Below are 17491 nucleotides of genomic sequence, written 5' to 3' on the forward strand. Positions count from 1 at the left end.
ACGAAGCCCGGACATCGTCGGCGCGTGAAGCTGCTCCCCAACCATCGCGCGCATGACGCGCAGCACCTCATCCGGCGCTGGCGTGTGCTCGCGCGGGAGACGGGATGCCGGACCCGCGTGCTGTGCGGGCTGGACGACGTGGCGGTGATCGCGATTGAATCGGCGGCGGCGCAAAAGGGCGCTCCAGCGGTTTACTTGTCATCCGGCGTGCATGGTGATGAAGCTGCTGCGGCCTGGGGATTGCTGCTGTGGGGGGAGAAGCATTGGAGAAAGCTGGCCCAGGGGTCTTTCTTGATCGCTCCGTGCCTCAACCCGATCGGGCTGATGCTGAACACGCGGGCGGATCATCGCGGGATCGACATCAACCGCCGCTTTCACGATGCGGAGGATGTGATCTGCGGCCCGTGGCAGCGCTGGATCACCGGAAAGGCGATGCGTTTCGGCCTGTGCCTGCATGAGGACTACGACGCGCAGGGAATCTATCTCTATGAGCTCAATCACGCGCGGGAGACGGCGGGACACGAGATCATCGGGCGGTGTGCCAGCGTGATCGCCCCTGACCCGCGCACGGCCATCGACGGCCAGCGTGCCCGGGGCGGCGTGATCCGCCGCCGCACGCTGCCGACGCATCTACCAGGCATGCCGGAGGCGATTGAACTGCACCAGCGTGACTGTCCGCTCACGCTGACGTTTGAGACACCGTCGGAGTTCGATCTCGACACGCGGGTGAGGGCGCAGGTGAAGTTCATCGAATCCGCGATGGAGGTGCTGGGCGCATGAGCCGGCTGCTGGCCGTTTTGGCAGTGCTCATGCTGTCTGCTTGCGCGGCGTTGAAGCCGTCCGGCGTGCGCCCGGTGCTGTGCGCGGAGGACTGGGTGAGTTTTGATGGCAAGACGATGCCCTGGCAGTCGTGGGCGGTGCCGTCTGGCACGAAGCCACGCGGGATCGTGATCGCCGTGCATGGACTCAGCGGTGCGAAGTCGGATTTCTGGTTCCTCGGCCAGGAGCTGCCAAAGCGCGGCTACACGGTCTATGCGTATGATCTGCGCGGTCAGGGGAATGATCCTGTCATCGGGGAGCGGGGCGACATCACTGGTCAAAAGGTCTGGAAGCGTGACCTGGCCACGTTTCATGCCTTGGTGAAGCGCAGGCATCCGAAAGTGCCGGTGTTCTGGTATGGCGAGAGCCTCGGCAGCCTCATCGCCCTGCACACGGCGGCGGATCTGTTGGGAAATCGCAGTGATCCAGAGGCGATCATCCTGGCCTCGCCTGTGGCCGGTCTGCGGCAGACGATCAGCGGCTTCCAGCGTTTCCTGCTGGAGACGGCGGCGAAGCTTTCACCCCGCACACGCTACACGCTGGGGGAACTGGCGGGCGTGGACGAGAAGAAGATCCAGGTGACGTCCAATTCGACGCATGGCGGCCAGATGGCGGTGACGCCGCATCATGTGGGCGCGTTTTCGCTGCGGCTGCTGACCACGATCGGCGAGATGCTGGATGAGAACCCGGACGCGGTGCGCGATCTGAAGATGCCGGTGCTGTTTGTGGCATCTCCCAATGACGTGATGTCCTCCGCAGACCAGATCCAGGGTCTTTTTGCTCAGGTGCGCAGCCGGGACAAGAAGCTGCTGTGGTACACGCGCTCCTACCATCTGCTGCTGCATGACGTGCAGCGGCAGGAAGTGGTGAATGACGTGGCCAGATGGCTCGACCGGCAGGTGAAGGACAGGGAACGCTGAACTCACAATCCCCCATGAATCTGGACGATCTTGTTTTTGATGCCGTGAGCCTGGCTGAACTGCCGCTGAAGGCCGCTGAAGTGACGAAGAGCGTGAAAGCGCAGGCGGGTCGTGCGGCCACGCCGAAGGCGGTGGCGGCTGCGTTGGAGACCTTGCGCGCCGCGAGCCGCTTGAACCGCATCCAGGCTGGCAAAACGATGCTCTTCACCACGCAGAGCCTCGAATCGGCCACGGCATCGATTTTGCGCAGCTTGATCGCGGCCGCGAAACAACCGCCGCAGGCTGCGAAACTGCGGACGAAGCTGCCCACGAGCCTGCAAACGCATTTTGAGACCGCTTTGACCGGTCTGGTGGCCCAAGGTGCCGCGTTTGTGCTGCCTGGAGCGAAGCGGCTGGTTTATGCACAAAGGCCGAAGCCATCTGCGCTGCTCGACAAGGCACGACAGCGGGCGTTGCAGAAGATCCTCGATGAACTCAACGCGGCACGTGAGGTACCTGTGACAGTGGCGGATTTCGCAGCCTGGCTGGATGGGGAAACGCCGGATGTCATGGCTGCGGCGACATGCGGGGCTGAACCGCTGCTCGTCGTGCCGGATGAGGCCGTTTTGCGAGTGTGGTATGAGCAGGACCGGCAGCGTTCATCGACGCTGATGGTGCCCATTCCTCGCACATTTGAGAAATACAGCGCGTGGGCGGAGGAGCGTGGCGGGATCGCTGATAGTCAGGCATTGCGAAACTTGATGGAGGGCCTTTACAACACGGGACGCATCCTGCTAGAACCTTGCGAACGACCACAAGACCTCCCTGAGCATGAACGTGCCATGCTCGTGCGGATGTCTCTTGGTCCTCCCGGTTACTCCTGGTGCTGGATCGCCTGATTCAGCGCCATCCCGAATCCTCCCGAAGACCCATGTCTCCCTACGTCGCTCTGAATCCGTTCGCCGTCACGAGTGTCGGCGAAAATGACCTGTGGAATGCCGCCTCGCTGCTGGATGTGCCAGACATCCACTCGGCGGCGTTTTGTGTGCTGAAAAACACCGTGGACCAGGTGCGCTTGCAGAAGCGCAGCCAGGTGCGCTTCGTGCGTGGCGCGGGCGGCTCTGGAAAGTCGCACCTCTTTGCGCGGCTGCATCGTGTGTGCGCGGACGGCATCTTCTACGCGTATGCGCCGAATCCGCCGCTGCAGCCGGAAGCGCTGGAACAGTTCGTCCTTTCGCGCTTCGTCACCAGCCTGCGGCACCCTGCGCGCACGGCGGAGGGAAAGGCCCCCTACAGCCAGCTCCGTCTGCTGGCGTATGCGTTGTTGAAGCCGGTGGTGGAGCAGAATTTCACCTTTCCCGAGCTGCACGAGGCGTGGGCGGAGATCAGCCTCGACACACGGAAGGAGATGATCCACCAGGCGGTGCAGATCCTGGAGAATGACCATCCCATGGTGCCGCGCAGTGTGCTGCGCTGCCTGCTCACGGTGCTGCGTGAGGACAAGGAGCACCTGGCCGCGCAGTGGCTTTCTGGCGCGGCGTATCTGACGGAGAGTGAATTGAAGTACCTCGGCGTCACCGAGCCGCTGCAACGCGGTGAGATGGGGCCCGTGATCCAGCTTTTCGGCAAACTGGCCTCGCAGGCCGGATCACCCGTCGTGCTGGCGCTCGACCAGCTCGATCTCATCGCCACGCCGCCGCAGTTTGACGAGATGCAGCGCCTGCTGTTCTCGCTGATCGATCAGAGCGAGAACTGGGTGGTGCTCATCGGCGTGGTGGCGGAACGTTTTGCCATGTGGGATGCGGCGCTCACGCAGGCACTGCGGGGCCGCATCGGCGTGCCGGATGCGTACGCGCCGCTCGGCTTCCGCCTGCCGGTGATCGACATGCTGCCCATCGGCAGCGAGCAGAAGCGGCAGCTCCTGGCCTGCCGCCTGGACGCGCCTGCGCTCGCGGAGCAGCGCAAGAAAGACGGCGTCAGCTCGGCCATTCATCCGCTGCTGGAGGAGGACATCGCACGCCTCACCGCCGGCGGGGCGATCTTCCCGCGTCATTTGCTCGCCGCAGCGGCGGAGGTGTATGCCTCGCGCGTTTCAGATGTGATGCCGGGTTTGCAGCCGGCGGTTGCCGCCACGCCTGAGGCTGTGGTGAACGCCGTGCCGCCTGCAACGCAGACTGCGGCACCGGCACCGGTCGTCGCTGCCCCGGCGGTCGCCGTCCCGATTCCTGTCCCGACGCCTGTTCCGGAAGCTGCTGCTTCCGCGGCGGTGCCTGTCGTTCCAGTGGTCGAAGCGGTGGCTCCCAAGCCGGCGCCTCCGCCCCCTTCGATTCCCGTGACTGAAACCGTGGTGGTGCCAACACCGGTCGTCGCTCCGAAGGCCGTGACGCCACCGCCAGCCGCTTCTGAACCTGCGGCGGCAGTGGTCGTTGCTGCCGCCGTGGCAGCGCCCGTGATCGCCCCGGTGATCGTTTCCAAGATGCCGCTGGCGGAAAAGATGGACGCCCTGCTCAAGGAGGCCATGGAGGCGGCCAAGGGCGACACCGCAGCGCCGAGCGCGGTCGATCTGGGCGAACGTGCCCGCGATGTGATCGAGCTCATGGTCGCGCCGCCGGTGACCATCACGGAAGGCGATCTGCGCAAAACCTACGACAACTTCGACGGCACCGACCGCTGGTTCGAGTGGGGCGGCGGCCGCGTGCGCCTGGTGACGAGCAATTCAATGCGCGGCAGCTTCATTGCGGTGCTGGAACGCCTCAAGGAGGCAGCCGGGGACACGCTGCTGCTGCGTCATGCGGTGGCGCCGGTCTCGGGACAGCTCACGCTCGAGCTGCTGAACGCCTTCAAGGCCAGGAACACCTTCCACCACCTGCCGGCCTCCGAAACCGTGGTGCTGGCCGCATTGGGACGCCTCCTTGCCGCGCAGCGTGAGGGCTCCTATGACGAGCTGGCCACCGAGCCGCCCGCCAGCAGGGACCATGTGCTCGCCGCCCTGCGCAGTCATCCCCTGCTGCGTGGCCTGCGCCTGTGGGACATGATTCAAAAAGCACATGCGCCGAAGGCCTCGCGTGCTCCCGCACCGCCGCCTCCTCCGTCGTCTGTCCTTTCGACCATCGCCCGTTCGAAACCCGGCTCTCCTCCATCACCCGCCGCGCCTGCGATTCCTGCGGTGCCGGCCATGGTGGTGACGGTCCCGCCACCGTCGCTTCCGGGTGCGACTCCCGCTCCGCCGCCACTGCCTGTGGCAAAGCCCGCGCCTCCACCGGTGCCGGTGGCAAAACCACCGATGCCGCCCATCACCGCAGTGCCCACCGCGCAAAAGCCCGTCGCACGTCCGCCCGCGCCACCCGTGGCAAAGCCGCCGCCCGGCGTTCCGCGTCCTCCCGTGGCCAGGAAACTGCCGCCGCCCTCGACCGAAAACGCGGCCTGATCGGCGTGCCGTGCTTTCACGGTTACAAACCGGGCTGGTGTGACGTTTACGCGCCCAGCCATGAAAGCATTCGTTCTCCTTCTGCTCAGCATCGTCGCGTTTCAAGCCTTCGCCGCGGAGTCGAAGCGGCCAAACATTCTCTTTATCTACGCGGATGACCAGTCCACGAAGACCGTGGGCTGTTATCCAGGTTCATGGCCATGGGTGAAGACGCCAAACATTGATGCCTTGGCAAAAAACGGCATCCGCTTCCAGGCCGCCTACCTCGGCTCCTGGTGCATGCCCTCGCGCGCCACCCTGCTCACCGGCCGACATCCGCACGGGATCGAGTCGATGTCGATGGAAGGCCAGTATCCCGGCAGCACTTACGATCCGAAGCAGTGCCCCTTTGTTCCTGCAGAGATGCGCAAACAGGGCTACCACACCGCGCACATCGGCAAGTGGCACACCGGCACCGATTCCGGCTGGGAGCGCGATTGGGATCATCAGATCGTGTGGAACCGCCCGCTGCACCCCGAAAATGCCGGCGCATATTACCAGACACAGATCATGAGCGTCGATGGCAAGGAACAGACCATCGAAGGCTATCCGGCCGACAACTACACGCAGTGGTCGCTCGACTACATCCGCGGCAAAAACCGCGACGCCGCAAAGCCATGGTATCTCTGGCTCTGCTACGGCAGCATTCACGGCCCCTCCACGCCCGCCAAACGCCACAAGGGCGCTTACAAAGATGCCGAAGTGCCGCTTCCTGCCGACATCTTTCCGCCACGCGAGGGCAAACCCAAATACGTCGAAGAGATGCAGGCATGGACGAAGGGGGATGACGGCCATCCGGTCGCGGGCAAAGGCGGCGAAGGTGCAGGAAAAGGCAAAAAAGCCGCCCGCTTCGACAACTGGGTCCGTCAGGTGAACGAGTGCGTGCCCGCCATCGACGAAGGTGTCGGACAGCTCGTGGCGGCGCTGAAAGAGACCGGCCAGTACGACAACACGCTCATCGTTTACACCGCCGATCAGGGCTTTGCGATGGGCGAGCACGGCTTCCGCATCAAGCTCGCCCCTTACGACGCGAACTATCGTTCGCCTTTCATCGTCAGCATGCCCTCGCGCTTTCCGACGGGTAAATTCTGCCCGCAGTCCGTGAACGCAACGGACGTCATGGCGACATTTCTCTCGATCATGGGTGTCAAGGTGCCGTGGCCGTTGCATGGCCGTGATTTCACCTCGCTGCTGGAGAATCCTGACGCCGCCTGGCCGCACACCTGTTACTACGAGCACATGGGCAATGAATACGGTGCGAAGGTTTCTCAAACGATCCTCACCGGTGCCACGCAGGCCAACTTTCAGGGCGTGCCGCTCTACTCCGCACTCGTGCAGGATCACTTCAAGCTCGTGCATTACCTCGACGGCAGATCCGGCGAGGAACTCTACGATTTGAACGCTGATCCCGAAGAACTGAACAACCTCATCAGCGATCCTACACACGCGGAACGCATCGCAAAGCTTCGGGAGGCGATGAAGGCAGAACTCAAACGCACCGAAGCCGGGTTTGGCGAGGTGGTGAAGTGAGCAATCGCGTCTTGTGTAAGCGAGATGGCGTGAAAAGACCACACAGGGTGTGATCTGGCCTTTTCACGGACGGGTAGGGAACCTCCGGTGAGGCACCTGGCTGGGCGGAAGGCTCGATAGATGCCCGGGCCCTCACATCGCGCTCTCTTCCCCGCCCCACCATCATGGCAGTGCCGGTTTCCATCCGGGCTTGCAGACGGGGTTCATCTGGCTGAGCAGGACGGCGTGTTTCTCCAGCACGGTCTTTTGATCCGCGTGGGCCGCAAGATTCACGGTCTCTTCAGGATCGCTCACATGGTCGTAAAGTTCACGGTCGGTCGTTTCACCGGTCTTCCAGTTCCTCCACTCGGTGTAGCGATGGGTGGCGGTGCGGATGGTGTAGCCCATGTGGGTGGGCGCTTCTTCCGGCTCGCGATCGTAGTAGGCCGGTCGCGAGTGCTGGGTGAGCGCGGCTTCGCGCACGGTGGCATTTGGGTCGGCAAGGACAGGAGCGAGGCTCACGCCGTCCGTGGTCGTGGGCTTGGGCAGGCCGCAGACCTCGGCGAGTGTGGGGTACAGATCCATCAACTCGGCCAGCGATTCGGTTTTCTGCCCGGCCGTCTTCATGTCCGGCGTGGCGATGATCATGGGCACGCGGGCATCGAGCTCGAAGTTGGAAGTCTTCGCAAACAAGGTCTGCTCGCCGAGGTGATAGCCGTGGTCGGACCAGAAGACGATGACGGTGTTGTCGGTCAGACCGAGGCGGTCGAGCGCATCGAGCACCTTGCCGACCTGCGCATCCATGTAGCTGATGTTGGCGAGGTAACCATGACGCATCTCGCGGATGTTGTGGGCGGTGACTTTGCGGGCCTTCGGACCTGATCCGAGAATCTCGCGGCTGTCATGCCACGCGATGCGCGGCGCGTCCGTGGGCCATTCAGGATGCTTTGGCACCGCGATGTCCTCTCGGCGATACAGGTCCCAGTATTTCTTCGGCGCGTTGAAGGGCGAATGCGGCTTCCAGAATCCCACGGCGAGGAAGAACGGTTTCCTCTCGGCTTTGCGTTGTTCGAGTGCCTCGACGGCCAGTTTGGCCACGCGTCCGTCGAAGTACGCCTCATCCGGCACATCGCGGCACTCGCACTTGGGGTCGGTGGCGCTGCTGGGCGGCACGGGCTCCTTCACCCCCGGCTTGTCAGCGCCGTGATTCGCGAAGTGCATCTGCGCCGGCACGCTCCACGAGGCGGGATCGCCCTGGATCTCGTGAATCCAGTTGTGGAAGATCTTGCCGATGTTCTGGGTGAAGTAACCGCTCTTCATGAAGTGCTGCGGCAGTGTGATCGCATCCGGTGCATGCGTGCGGAAGTGCGTGGCGAGGTCCCACACCTGCAGTGAGTCGAGCCTGCGCCCGGTCATGATCGAGGCCCGCGACGGATTGCACACCGCCTGCTGGCAGTAAGCCTTGTTGAACAGCAACCCGCGTGACGCGAGCCGGTCCAGATTCGGTGTTTTCACCATCGGATGCCCGTAGCAGCCGAGATCATTGCGCAGATCATCGGAGGCGATGAAGAGCACGTTCATCGGCTGCGCCGACGATGATGAAACCACAATGAGGAAGGATGAGAGGAGGGCGAATGCGTGTTTCATGGTTCAATAGACGAGGCTGCGGAAACCGGGAACGCGATGGAAGGTGATCAAATTGCCGTTGTGTGCGGAGTGCGCCTGTTCATCGCCACTGCGGCTCACGATGCAGAGATCATCGCCATCAATGCACATCGCGGCGTAATGGCGGGATTCCCTCGGCGTGTCGCCCTTCGCCACGAGTCCGGCGAAGCACCAGTCGATCATGTTTTTGGAAAAATGGAGGACGAGCCGCTGGCGCTCGTTGTCCGGCAGGCCCCAGCGTTCCTTCGGCATCCGTTCGGGGCGGATTGTTGAGTCGGTGGATTGCGATCCGAGCAACCAGAAGAGCTTCGTCTGCTCATCCCGCAGCACATGAAACCGCATCTGCCCGCCCGGACAGGGCGCGTACAGCATCGGCGTGCCTGCGGGCGATTTCACCAGCGCGGTGGTCATGCTGCCATCGTCGTTTTCGTGCACCTGTGCGATTGCGGCGTAGTTGGTCATGCCGGTGTTCGCCCGCATCCAGAGGTGGAAGGTTTTACCCTCAGGATCGAACCACACGTGATCCGGATCGGTGAACTGCACCACATTCGTCTCGCACCATCCCAGCGGCGCGATGCCGCGGCCTTTCGGGGGCACGAGGAAGGTCACCTTCTTGCGATCCATTGGATGAAACGGCAGGCCGAAGGCGTTCGGCAGCCGCGATTCGGGAATGTCCTCGAACACCATCTCGCTGGCAAAGGTCCAGTTCTCGCGCTTCGTGAGGTCGCTGTCCGCCTTCGCCCGCATAAGCACCGGCGCGAGATCCGCCACCTGCCAGCCAGTGATGCCGCGCTTCGGCGCGTGCTTTTCCATGACGAGATACACATTCCCCTTCGCGAAATGGACGTTGCACGCGCTTTGATGCCAGATGCCGGTGTCGTTCAAAAACGAGCGCTTGCTCCACGTCACGCCTTCGTCATCGGAGCGGATCACCGCCACCTGCTTGTCGCGACCGAGGATGTAGAGCGCCTTTCCGGCCACGAACGGCCTCGCAAAGCTCAAATCGAAGTCCGCACGATGCGTCCACGTCTTCCCACGGTCGTCGCTGGTGAGGATGCGCGATTCATGAAACGCTTTTCCTTCCGGCGGCACCGGTTTGCCCGCCGATGAAATCTCATGCGTCACCAGCAGCCGTCCGGAAGGCAGGCGACAGATGCCCGGCGTGTAACCATAAATCCGCGCAGGGTCCGGCGATTCCCAAATCGTGACATGCTCCTGCGCCAGCGGACGTATTTGAGCGAACGCGGTGACTGAGAAGGCAAAGATCGTGAAAACGAATCGGATCATGGTGCAGCAGGCAGCGCTTTGAGCCAGGCGAGATTGAAGACGTAGTGATTGCGGCTGCTGATGAGCTGGATGCGGCCGTCGCGGGTCTGGATGGCGGCGAGGTAGCCGTTGTGCTCGGCGCGGGTGTCGCTGAGCGGGAACATGTTGCGGTCGATGCCGTTCACGGTGCGCTCTTTGCCGCCGGGAGTGACGAGACGCTTGTGCGGCCACGTTTTGCCATCGTCGAAGGAGATCGCGGCGAAGAGACCTGCGCCGTTGAAGTCGCCGTTTTGGCTTTTGAAGGTCATGCCGTTCGGTTTGCGGGCATTCGCGGAGAGATCGGTGAAGGAGCAGAAAAGCAGCGGGCCTTCGCGCAGGCGGATGAGCACCTGACGCTGCACGCTGCTGATGGCGGGGAATTCGGTCGCTTCATGCGTCCAGGTCTTGCCGCCGTCGCTGGAGAAGCTGGCGGGTGTTTTGAAGTTGAAGGGCTTCTGCTCAGATTCGCTGTTGAGACGGCCGAAGCTCATCAAACGGCCGTCATTGAGCTCGACGATGGGTGCGTGGATGCCCGCGTGACGTGCGGCGCTGCCGTTGCGATGGGTGAGTTTCTTGTCGGTGATGAGTTCGGAGGTCCAGGTCTTGCCGCCGTCGGTGCTTTTGGTGAGGCTGGTGGTGGTGACGTCCTGCGTCATCCAGATCGTGCCATCGCGGCTGCGCATGAGCTGGTTTCCGATCTCGCTCCACGGCTGGATCATCTGCGGCTTGCTCCAGGTGACGCCGTTGTCGATGCTGTGGCGCACGATGTTTTCGCGCAGGCCGCGGGCGAGGTGGAAGAGCGTTTTTTCGCCATCCCACCAGAGTTTCGGCGCGTGGTTATTCACGTCCGCGCCGTCCCAGAAGAGCGATGCAGGCTCCCACTCGCTCGCACCGAGGCGCAAACGGCTGGCGAGGTTGTTCAGCTCCGTGCCGGCCTCATCGACGCAGGAATACCACACCGCGAGTAGATCACCATTCGGGCATTCGGCGATGGCCGGACTGTGATTGTGACCCGAAAACGTCGGGCCAAACGAATTCGGCTCCACTTTGACGAAGGGCTTCGGGCCTTCAAAGAACGGCACATCCTGCGGCGGCAGTTCGATCTTCGGCGTGCTCTGCGAAACGTTCTGCGCATGCAGAGCAGGCTTCGGCAGCGGCAGTTTCTCACCTTTCGGCCAATCACCGAGCACGACGCGGAAGCCAATGCGCTCATTCACTGCCTCCGGCACCCACGACATGCGATTCGCCGAACGCAGCAACCGCGTCTGCGTGGAATGACTGCCGCCTCGGATCACACGGAAGTCACCATCCACGCGGCCAAGCGGATTGGTCTGCTCCGCGGCCTCATACGGGCCATACCAGTCCGCGCACCACTCGGCGACGTTGCCATGCATGTCGAAAAGGCCCCACGCATTCGCTGGAGTGCGTCCGACCTTCAGCGAGAGCTTCGTGGCCTTCGGCTGAAACTCTGGCGGCAGTTTTTCATCCGGGAAAAAGCGATCACGCACGCCGGTGTCGTTCGGCCACGAGTGAAAACCGGCCGGAAGCGCATCGCCGGTATGAAACAGGGTCGTCGTGCCCGCACGGCACGCGAACTCCCACTCCGCCTCCGTCGGCAGTCGATACGTTTGGCCCTCCTTCTTCGACAACCACTCGCAAAACGCCACCGCGTCGATCCAACTCACCTCCGTGACCGCGTCATCATTATGCTGGCCTCGATGCTTCGGTTCGAAGTGACGGTATTGACCGAGAGTGACCTCGGTGACGCTGATTTGGAATGCCTGCGTGATCGACACGCGATGGGCGGGCTTTTCATCCCAATCGGCGTCATCAAACTTCGCTGCGTGCTTCTTCACGTTGTAATCCGCTGCTGGTCCGTCCTGCCCCATGATGAAGCTGCCCGGTGAAATGGGCACCAACTTCATGTCGATGGAGTTGGTGATCGGTTCGGCGGCGAGCAGAGGACTGAGGGCGAGGAAAAGAAGAAGCGGACGCATTTGGAGAAATGCGTGAACGCTCACTTCCGCTGCCACTTGTCGTCTTTCTCCATCACCGAGCGCTGACCTTCGCCGTTGAGCCTGACTTTGGCTTCGGCGTCGGCTTTGAGGGAGGCATCGAAGAAGGTGGTTCCCAGCGCGAGGATGACGCGGTGAAAACTGGGATTTTGCTGAAGGCCTTTGCCGGGCAGTGCGAGTTCGCCAAAGGCACCGTGCTCGGCTTCGTGGAGGACGAGTTCCTATTTGTCGCCGGGCGGTGGGGCGGGATAGACGCCAAGGCGAGACTCCGTGTCACCGCCAAGGCTGATGCCGCCAAGCCTTCGGCACCACCATGACCGAGTTCATCACGCACCACCGCATCTCACATACGCATCGCCTTCGCCTCCGGCTTCTAAAGCCTTAGTCGCTTCAACGAAGCCTTCAAACGCGCCTGCGGCTGTTCGCCGAGGGAGTATCGACGCGGTCATTGGGCTGAGCGCTGCCTTCAACGCAAAGCATCCAACCATATCAGGAACTTGTCCTTCCACCTCGCGGATTCTTCGTCACGGCCCAAAGCGAAGCCGTGACCGCCGGAGTTCACGATCAGGAGCTCCACCGGGACATTCACTTTCCGCAATGCTTCAGCGAGGAGTTCGGCATTTGGCAGCGGCACGACTTTGTCGTTGTTGGCGTGGCAGAGGAAGAAGGGCGGGAGGCCGGGGCGGGCACGCTTTTCGAGGGAGAACTCGGCGATGCGGGCTTCGCTCGGTGCGGGGCCGAGGAGGCGATCGCGGGAGCCAGCGTGCGTGTGCTCTCCGTGCATGAGGGTGACGGCATACATGAGCACGGCGAAGTCGGGGCGCGAGCCGTCGGCGGCATCGCCGAGCATGGCGGCGCTACCTGCGAGATGGCCGCCGGCGGAGAAACCGATGATGCCGATGCGCTGCGGATCGATCTGCCAATCGGCGGCGTGGCGACGGAGCACGCGGATGGCCTCGAGGGCATCTTGCTGGCTGTCGGGCAGGCCTTTTTCAAAGGTGTCCGGTTTGGGCAGTCGATACTTCAAGACGGCCATCGTGAGGCCTTGCGAGGCAAAATGGCGTGCGATGGCATGTCCCTCGCGGTCGATGACCTCCAGCGCGTAACCACCGCCAGGGCACACGACCATCGCGGCGTTGCGATGCGCGACTTTGGCGGGTCGATAGACGGTGAGCGTGGGCGTTTGGATGTTTTCGATGGTTCGGTTGAGGCCGAGGTCGTCGTAGTTGCCGATGCGGAAGGTGACATTTTCGGCTTCGGGTGCTGGAGCGCCTTTCACGGCCTTCGCAGGCGGCGGACGCAGCGGAAACTCGGCGTGGGCTCCCGGCGCGATGGTTTGAGCGTGCAGCAGGCTCGCGGCGGCGATGAGGAGGATGAGCGAGAGTTTCATTTCGTGGGCGCTTTCGGCTGGGCTTCTTGTTGAAGGTAGGTCGCGAAGCTGCGGCCGAGGTCGGCGCCGGTTTCGCGGTAGCCGGTGATGGTGGCGGCGGGGATGTTGTTGACGGTTTCGAGGATGAGCTTGAGCGCATCGGGGGCGGCGTGGCTGTGGACCCAGTTTTTGCCGATCTGCTGCCAGAAGCGCGAGTAGTCGGGGCCGTCGAACCGGGTGATCGGGCTGAAGGGGATCGCGCCTTTGAACTCTTCGCGGGCGATCTCGATGAAGCGTGTCTGACGCTCGGCGGCGATGGCGGACAGGTGCTCCTTTGGCAGGGCAAAGAAGGACGAGCGGCCACCGGTGCCGGGATTGTGCAGGTCGAAGAAAACGGCGAAGCGCTGCTGTGCGACGAGATCACGCACGAGTTTCTGCGCGGCGGCGACTTCGGGATAGTGCGGCGCATCGGACCAGTCGCGGTTGTGGTCGTGCGGCAGGCCTTCTTTGCCGCCATCGCCGGTGAGCACGCGGTCCACATCCATGATGGGCACGGCGATGATCTCCGCGTGCTCGCGCAGCCACACGGCAGACGCTTCATTGCTGGCGAGCCACTCGATGAAGCCCGCGCAAACCCAACTGCCGCCGCATTCCCATGCGTGTTGTCTGGCGAGCACGAGAATGGCGGGCGCGTCGGCCTTGGCGGGCTTGCTGCGCAAGGCGGTGACGCTTTGACCTTCGCGTGAGCGGGCGAGTTCGAAGGGCTTCCAAGTGCTCGCGTGCTTCTCTGCGAGCGCGGCGGTGTCTTTTGGCAAAAATGGCGGTCCCCAGGCGAGCCAGAGCGTGCTGGCGGTGGCCTTGATGCGGTAGCTCATCACCTCCGGGGGTGTCGCGTCGGCGGGCTTCTTTTCGCCTGCGGCTGTTTGCGTCCATGTCGAGCCATCGGCGGACATGAACGCGTGGTCCGGGCCGGTCACGACGAGGCCGACGCGTTTGCCTTTGCGTTTGTCATCGGTGAGCAGCGGTTGCTCCGAGGCCATGACCTCAAACGTCACATCCTCGCCCACTGGCAGTCCTTCCGCGCGAAAATACCACCAGCACGGCCAGCCCCGCGCTGCATCGCCACCGGGCTTGAAGCGGATGACGTGCGCCTTTTGATCAATCGAGACGACTTTCGCAGAACCGCCGTCGAAGTCGGTGTGAATCGAGATTTCACCGCGCACCTCACCCGCGATGACGCTGACCATCGCGAGGGCGAAGGCATGAAACGATGAAACGCGGCGGTGCATGGTCAGCGGGTCGGTTTGAAGGTGTCGGGCGGTGCGACGCAGAACTGCACGACGGCCTCGCGCACGCGGGCGGTCTGCTCCGGCGTCATGGTAAGGAAACGGTGCAGCCCCTTGCCGCTTTTGCTTTTGTTGAAGTTGGTCGCGCCGTTTGGTTCGATGCTCACGGTGCCCGGCGGCGAGAGATCGAAATAACCGCGGTCCGGCAGCACGGCATACAGCACGGCCGTGGGATCCCAGGTGGGCCGGTCGTGCGGTGGCGGCAGGTAGCGGATGTAGGCCTCCTTCAGCGGATGATGCGGCAGGTAGTCGAGATCGCGCTCGATGACCTCATGCGGAAACGTCGCCGCCCAGCCGATCTCGAAGCCGCTCCACACGATGGGCGTGGGCCATTGCTTCGCCACCTTCTCGGCGGTGGGCACGTCGATGCGCACGTTGTATTCGAGATGCCGCGTGGTGTGATTCACCGTCTGAAACATGCCCGCCATCACGCTGAGTAGTTTCACCTTTTTCGCGACGAGTTCGCGTCCGCCGGGCGCATCGAGCAGACGCCCGAGATTCGTGAAAAAGCCCACCTGCGCGATGACCACGCTGTGATCCGGCTGCGCGGCGAGCGTCTTCATCAGCAACGCGACTGCCTCCGGTGCCTCCGTGCCGCTCGTGAGGTCATGCGGATAAAGCAGCGAGCCATCGGCACTCTTTTCCTCCGCCAGTAAATTGAAGCGCCCGGGCTCCTTCGCTCCGCCATCACGCACGACGCCGATGGGGATGTCCGGACGGCCATAAAACGTGTTCACCGCATCCGTGAACGCCGCCGCCTGCGGATGATCCTTCGTGATCGTGACCGCCAGCAGCTCGCACGCTCCGCGCGACTGCAAGTTGTGAATCATGATGAGCGCCATCAGATCATCGACATCGTTCCCCATGTCCGTGTCAAAGATGAGCCGCACCGGCTCCGCGTGCGTGGTGATAAGCGTCGCATGCAGCAGCGCGAAGATGGCGAGGAGGTGTTTCATGAGGTGAGGGGCGTGGGTGGGGCTCAAGCGTGACCCCATACCATGCACTACCTGTCTTCAATGGCCGCTGCATCCTTGGCGGCACTTTATCGGTAAACTGAAGGTGGGGCGAAGATGAGACAGCGACCTTCAATGCCTCAATCAAGCCAAAACGCAGCGCTCTGCACCCGGCAGAACGGTTAGATTATTGGTGAGTCATGATTCCTACCACGGGCAGGGGACGCCATGCAGCCGTTGAAAGGGACGACGCTTTATCTCGATGCCTTAGACCGCGCCTGCTTCTCGCTGGATGCCCTGCATCACCAGTTCCCGGGCGGTCGCCATCATGTCCAAGCTCATCATCAGCCGCTCGGCAGGGGGCTTGCGCATCATGGCGTCAAACAGCCGCCGTTGATCTCCGGCGACTCGTTTCGAGTGCAACTCCCTCGCCCATCCCATCTTAAGCTTCTCCGTGCTCACATCCTCGACAACCCGAAGCAAACCTTGGCCTACATGAAAAAGGAGTAGCTTATAGGATCGGAGGATGCATCGGGGCACCACTGATAGATCTCTCCAATGCGCTTGGAGCCCCCCAATGTGATGGGGAGAAGGAGTCAAACTGGGTTTTGTTCCAGTTGAGTTTTGTGAGTGCCAATATCTCCTGCGCCAGCGCAGCTTGGTCACTGTCGTTCTGGAAGTAGCGTATGTGCAAGCTCCGAGGGACATACGGACCAGGATACTTTCTGTAAAATGGTATGCTGCCTCGTGTGTAGAGCAGTGAGTTGTGTTCGTCCAAGACGATATGAGTGCCACGGAGCGGCGGGTAAGAGCCAACACGAAAGAGTCGCAGAACCGATGAACGAAGAGCCAAGTAGTCCCGAAATCGGACACCATGCCTTTCGGCTGCTGCATTGAACCCCTTAAGTTCAGCCTCGTCGAACCCCGAAGACTTGTGGATCACGATCCTTTCAGGCTTTCGTTGCGAATTGGCGATGGCAAAACTTGCGATCGCATCTGACAACAACTGCTCGGCAGACTCTGCCGAGAGGTGATATTCAAAGTCCTCTGGCGACTTCCGAGCCAGCCCTCCCTTTAAAATAGTGCCTTCGCCACGATCATTGAACACCTGCGTTAGGCATGAGTGGAAAGCATCGCCCTCAGGCCGTCTGGCGAACGAAATGCCACATAGCATGTGCTGTGTCCTCCTGGTGTCTTTTCGAGTTTCCAAGGTATCCCACCAGCCTTGTAGAATAGTGCTCCAAAAAGATTCCAGGCCCTAGTCGCCGGGTCCTGAACGCCTTTGGCATTCGCGCTGTAGGTTCTCGGCCAAATAAGCTGAAAGACAGCCCCGCGCTGGAGGCAGAGGCCCTTCAAATAATCATGGAAGTCAACGCCCTTGTCCGAATCATCAGCGGCAAGCTCACCATCATCCTCATCATCAAAGCGTGGCTTCACCACTTTGCGGACTGCATCGTTTGGAAGACAGACGACGACGTTTGGCCTCGCAGAGGCCTCTTCGTAGAGTGCTACGATGCGCTTGTGAAACAGATTTGCCAGACCGACAACCGCGCCTGCGCTTGATACCTCCGCCTTTATCTCCGCTTCAGTGACTACGGACTCCCAGCTTTGGTCAGTCAGAAATGAGCAGCGCAGGCCAACGTCAGCACTCAATCCGGGGAAGGCCGGATGCATATTCGGATTGGCGGCATCAATGCCAGGGATACCCGCATCACAGACCTTCATCCACTCTCTAAATGCCGCTATAGTCTTGGGTGTTCCAACAAGACCGATGCGAATGGAGGTCAGCGCTCTAGGACTACCAACATCCACTGGGCCGAAGTTCTGGATGCCCTCACGAATATCATACGAGCACTGTCCACCCCCGAACGAGAGGATCGGCTCGCTAATGACTGTCGTGGTCCAGTTCATGGCATGAAAAGCTCTTGCTACTCATCTGCGACCAAGATGGGCTTCTTATCAGCGGGAGCGATGGTTTTCCAATCTTCATCACGAATGGACGGACTCACGTTGAGTCGCGAAGGACGGTGAATGCGGATTGAAGCAGATGGTATCTGAAAGATGTCCTGCTCTTTACAGAGTCTTCGCTGTCCTGAGTGGGTATCGAAGGTAGCAGCGGCGAAAGCGGAGTGGTAGGAAGAGGGA

The 17491-nt window shown here is 62.0% G+C and carries 15 protein-coding genes; 7 read left to right on the forward strand and 8 right to left on the reverse strand.

Annotation, left to right across the window (positions count from 1 at the left end):
* The first annotated feature begins 24 nt into the window (after positions 1-24).
* From IAE77_RS16300 to IAE77_RS16320, 5 genes are read left to right on the forward strand one after another with little or no spacing between them, the layout of a single operon-like run.
* Positions 25-780, forward strand: a complete 756-nt coding sequence (locus tag IAE77_RS16300) for a M14 family metallocarboxypeptidase (RefSeq protein WP_294228459.1) — start codon at positions 25-27, stop codon at positions 778-780.
* Positions 777-1739: an alpha/beta fold hydrolase gene (locus IAE77_RS16305; RefSeq protein ID WP_294228467.1), complete on the forward strand. Its 963-nt coding sequence runs from the start codon at positions 777-779 to the stop codon at positions 1737-1739. The genes IAE77_RS16300 and IAE77_RS16305 overlap by 4 nt, the downstream gene beginning before the upstream one ends.
* 14 nt (positions 1740-1753) lie before the next feature.
* Complete coding sequence (locus IAE77_RS16310) at positions 1754-2617, forward strand: hypothetical protein (RefSeq protein ID WP_294228476.1); 864 nt, start codon at positions 1754-1756, stop codon at positions 2615-2617.
* A gap of 32 nt (positions 2618-2649) precedes the next feature.
* Complete coding sequence (locus IAE77_RS16315) at positions 2650-5145, forward strand: hypothetical protein (protein WP_294228485.1); 2496 nt, start codon at positions 2650-2652, stop codon at positions 5143-5145.
* 60 nt (positions 5146-5205) lie between these two features.
* A complete protein-coding gene (locus IAE77_RS16320; protein ID WP_294228495.1) occupies positions 5206-6714 on the forward strand; it encodes a sulfatase-like hydrolase/transferase in 1509 nt (502 codons plus the stop codon).
* Positions 6715-6876: 162 nt separating this feature from the next.
* Here the strand turns inward: IAE77_RS16320 and IAE77_RS16325 are convergent, their stop codons facing one another.
* Genes IAE77_RS16325 through IAE77_RS16335 form a run of 3 tightly spaced genes read right to left on the reverse strand, consistent with a single transcriptional unit; the run spans position 6877 to position 11660 of the window.
* Positions 6877-8340 (reverse strand): sulfatase, encoded by a 1464-nt coding sequence (locus IAE77_RS16325; protein ID WP_294228505.1) that lies wholly within the window; start codon positions 8338-8340, stop codon positions 6877-6879.
* A gap of 3 nt (positions 8341-8343) precedes the next feature.
* Complete coding sequence (locus IAE77_RS16330; protein ID WP_294228507.1) at positions 8344-9645, reverse strand: sialidase family protein; 1302 nt, start codon at positions 9643-9645, stop codon at positions 8344-8346.
* Complete coding sequence (locus IAE77_RS16335; protein ID WP_294228508.1) at positions 9642-11660, reverse strand: SUMF1/EgtB/PvdO family nonheme iron enzyme; 2019 nt, start codon at positions 11658-11660, stop codon at positions 9642-9644. The genes IAE77_RS16330 and IAE77_RS16335 overlap by 4 nt, the downstream gene beginning before the upstream one ends.
* Before the next feature lie 8 nt (positions 11661-11668).
* Between IAE77_RS16335 and IAE77_RS16340 the strand changes: the two genes are divergently transcribed.
* Positions 11669-11995, forward strand: a complete 327-nt coding sequence (locus IAE77_RS16340; protein WP_294228510.1) for a hypothetical protein — start codon at positions 11669-11671, stop codon at positions 11993-11995.
* A 149-nt stretch (positions 11996-12144) separates the two neighbouring features.
* Here the strand turns inward: IAE77_RS16340 and IAE77_RS16345 are convergent, their stop codons facing one another.
* The 3 genes from IAE77_RS16345 to IAE77_RS16355 are packed head-to-tail and all read right to left on the reverse strand — an operon-like array spanning position 12145 to position 15349.
* Entirely contained in the window at positions 12145-13068 is a 924-nt protein-coding gene (locus tag IAE77_RS16345) for an alpha/beta hydrolase (protein WP_294228511.1), read from the reverse strand.
* Positions 13065-14336 carry a M14-type cytosolic carboxypeptidase gene (locus IAE77_RS16350; RefSeq protein ID WP_294228513.1) on the reverse strand — a complete coding sequence of 424 codons (1272 nt, stop codon included), beginning with the start codon at positions 14334-14336 and terminating at the stop codon, positions 13065-13067. Before IAE77_RS16350 ends, IAE77_RS16345 begins: the two co-directional genes overlap by 4 nt.
* A 2-nt stretch (positions 14337-14338) precedes the next feature.
* Complete coding sequence (locus IAE77_RS16355) at positions 14339-15349, reverse strand: nucleoside hydrolase (protein ID WP_294228514.1); 1011 nt, start codon at positions 15347-15349, stop codon at positions 14339-14341.
* A gap of 225 nt (positions 15350-15574) precedes the next feature.
* Between IAE77_RS16355 and IAE77_RS16360 the strand changes: the two genes are divergently transcribed.
* Entirely contained in the window at positions 15575-15856 is a 282-nt protein-coding gene (locus tag IAE77_RS16360) for a hypothetical protein (protein WP_294228516.1), read from the forward strand.
* 603 nt (positions 15857-16459) lie between these two features.
* Here the strand turns inward: IAE77_RS16360 and IAE77_RS16365 are convergent.
* Both IAE77_RS16365 and IAE77_RS16370 read right to left on the reverse strand, forming a co-directional pair.
* Positions 16460-17257 (reverse strand): hypothetical protein, encoded by a 798-nt coding sequence (locus tag IAE77_RS16365; protein WP_294228517.1) that lies wholly within the window; start codon positions 17255-17257, stop codon positions 16460-16462.
* Between the two features lie 17 nt (positions 17258-17274).
* The coding region (locus IAE77_RS16370) for a hypothetical protein (RefSeq protein WP_294228519.1) at positions 17275-17491 on the reverse strand (217 nt) is incomplete at its 5' end.

The organism is Prosthecobacter sp. (assembly GCF_014879935.1).
Taxonomy (GTDB): domain Bacteria; phylum Verrucomicrobiota; class Verrucomicrobiia; order Verrucomicrobiales; family Verrucomicrobiaceae; genus Prosthecobacter.

Bases quoted from the DNA above. Each gene is read 5' to 3' on its own strand.
- IAE77_RS16340 (WP_294228510.1), top strand. From the start codon at position 11,669: ATGCGTGAACGCTCACTTCCGCTGCCACTTGTCGTCTTTCTCCATCAC.
- IAE77_RS16360 (WP_294228516.1), top strand. From the start codon at position 15,575: ATGCAGCCGTTGAAAGGGACGACGCTTTATCTCGATGCCTTAGACCGC.
- IAE77_RS16305 (WP_294228467.1), top strand. From the start codon at position 777: ATGAGCCGGCTGCTGGCCGTTTTGGCAGTGCTCATGCTGTCTGCTTGC.
- IAE77_RS16365 (WP_294228517.1), bottom strand. From the start codon at position 17,257: ATGAACTGGACCACGACAGTCATTAGCGAGCCGATCCTCTCGTTCGGG.
- IAE77_RS16325 (WP_294228505.1), bottom strand. From the start codon at position 8,340: ATGAAACACGCATTCGCCCTCCTCTCATCCTTCCTCATTGTGGTTTCA.
- IAE77_RS16320 (WP_294228495.1), top strand. From the start codon at position 5,206: ATGAAAGCATTCGTTCTCCTTCTGCTCAGCATCGTCGCGTTTCAAGCC.
- IAE77_RS16345 (WP_294228511.1), bottom strand. From the start codon at position 13,068: ATGAAACTCTCGCTCATCCTCCTCATCGCCGCCGCGAGCCTGCTGCAC.
- IAE77_RS16355 (WP_294228514.1), bottom strand. From the start codon at position 15,349: ATGAAACACCTCCTCGCCATCTTCGCGCTGCTGCATGCGACGCTTATC.
- IAE77_RS16315 (WP_294228485.1), top strand. From the start codon at position 2,650: ATGTCTCCCTACGTCGCTCTGAATCCGTTCGCCGTCACGAGTGTCGGC.
- IAE77_RS16335 (WP_294228508.1), bottom strand. From the start codon at position 11,660: ATGCGTCCGCTTCTTCTTTTCCTCGCCCTCAGTCCTCTGCTCGCCGCC.
- IAE77_RS16350 (WP_294228513.1), bottom strand. From the start codon at position 14,336: ATGCACCGCCGCGTTTCATCGTTTCATGCCTTCGCCCTCGCGATGGTC.
- IAE77_RS16330 (WP_294228507.1), bottom strand. From the start codon at position 9,645: ATGATCCGATTCGTTTTCACGATCTTTGCCTTCTCAGTCACCGCGTTC.
- IAE77_RS16310 (WP_294228476.1), top strand. From the start codon at position 1,754: ATGAATCTGGACGATCTTGTTTTTGATGCCGTGAGCCTGGCTGAACTG.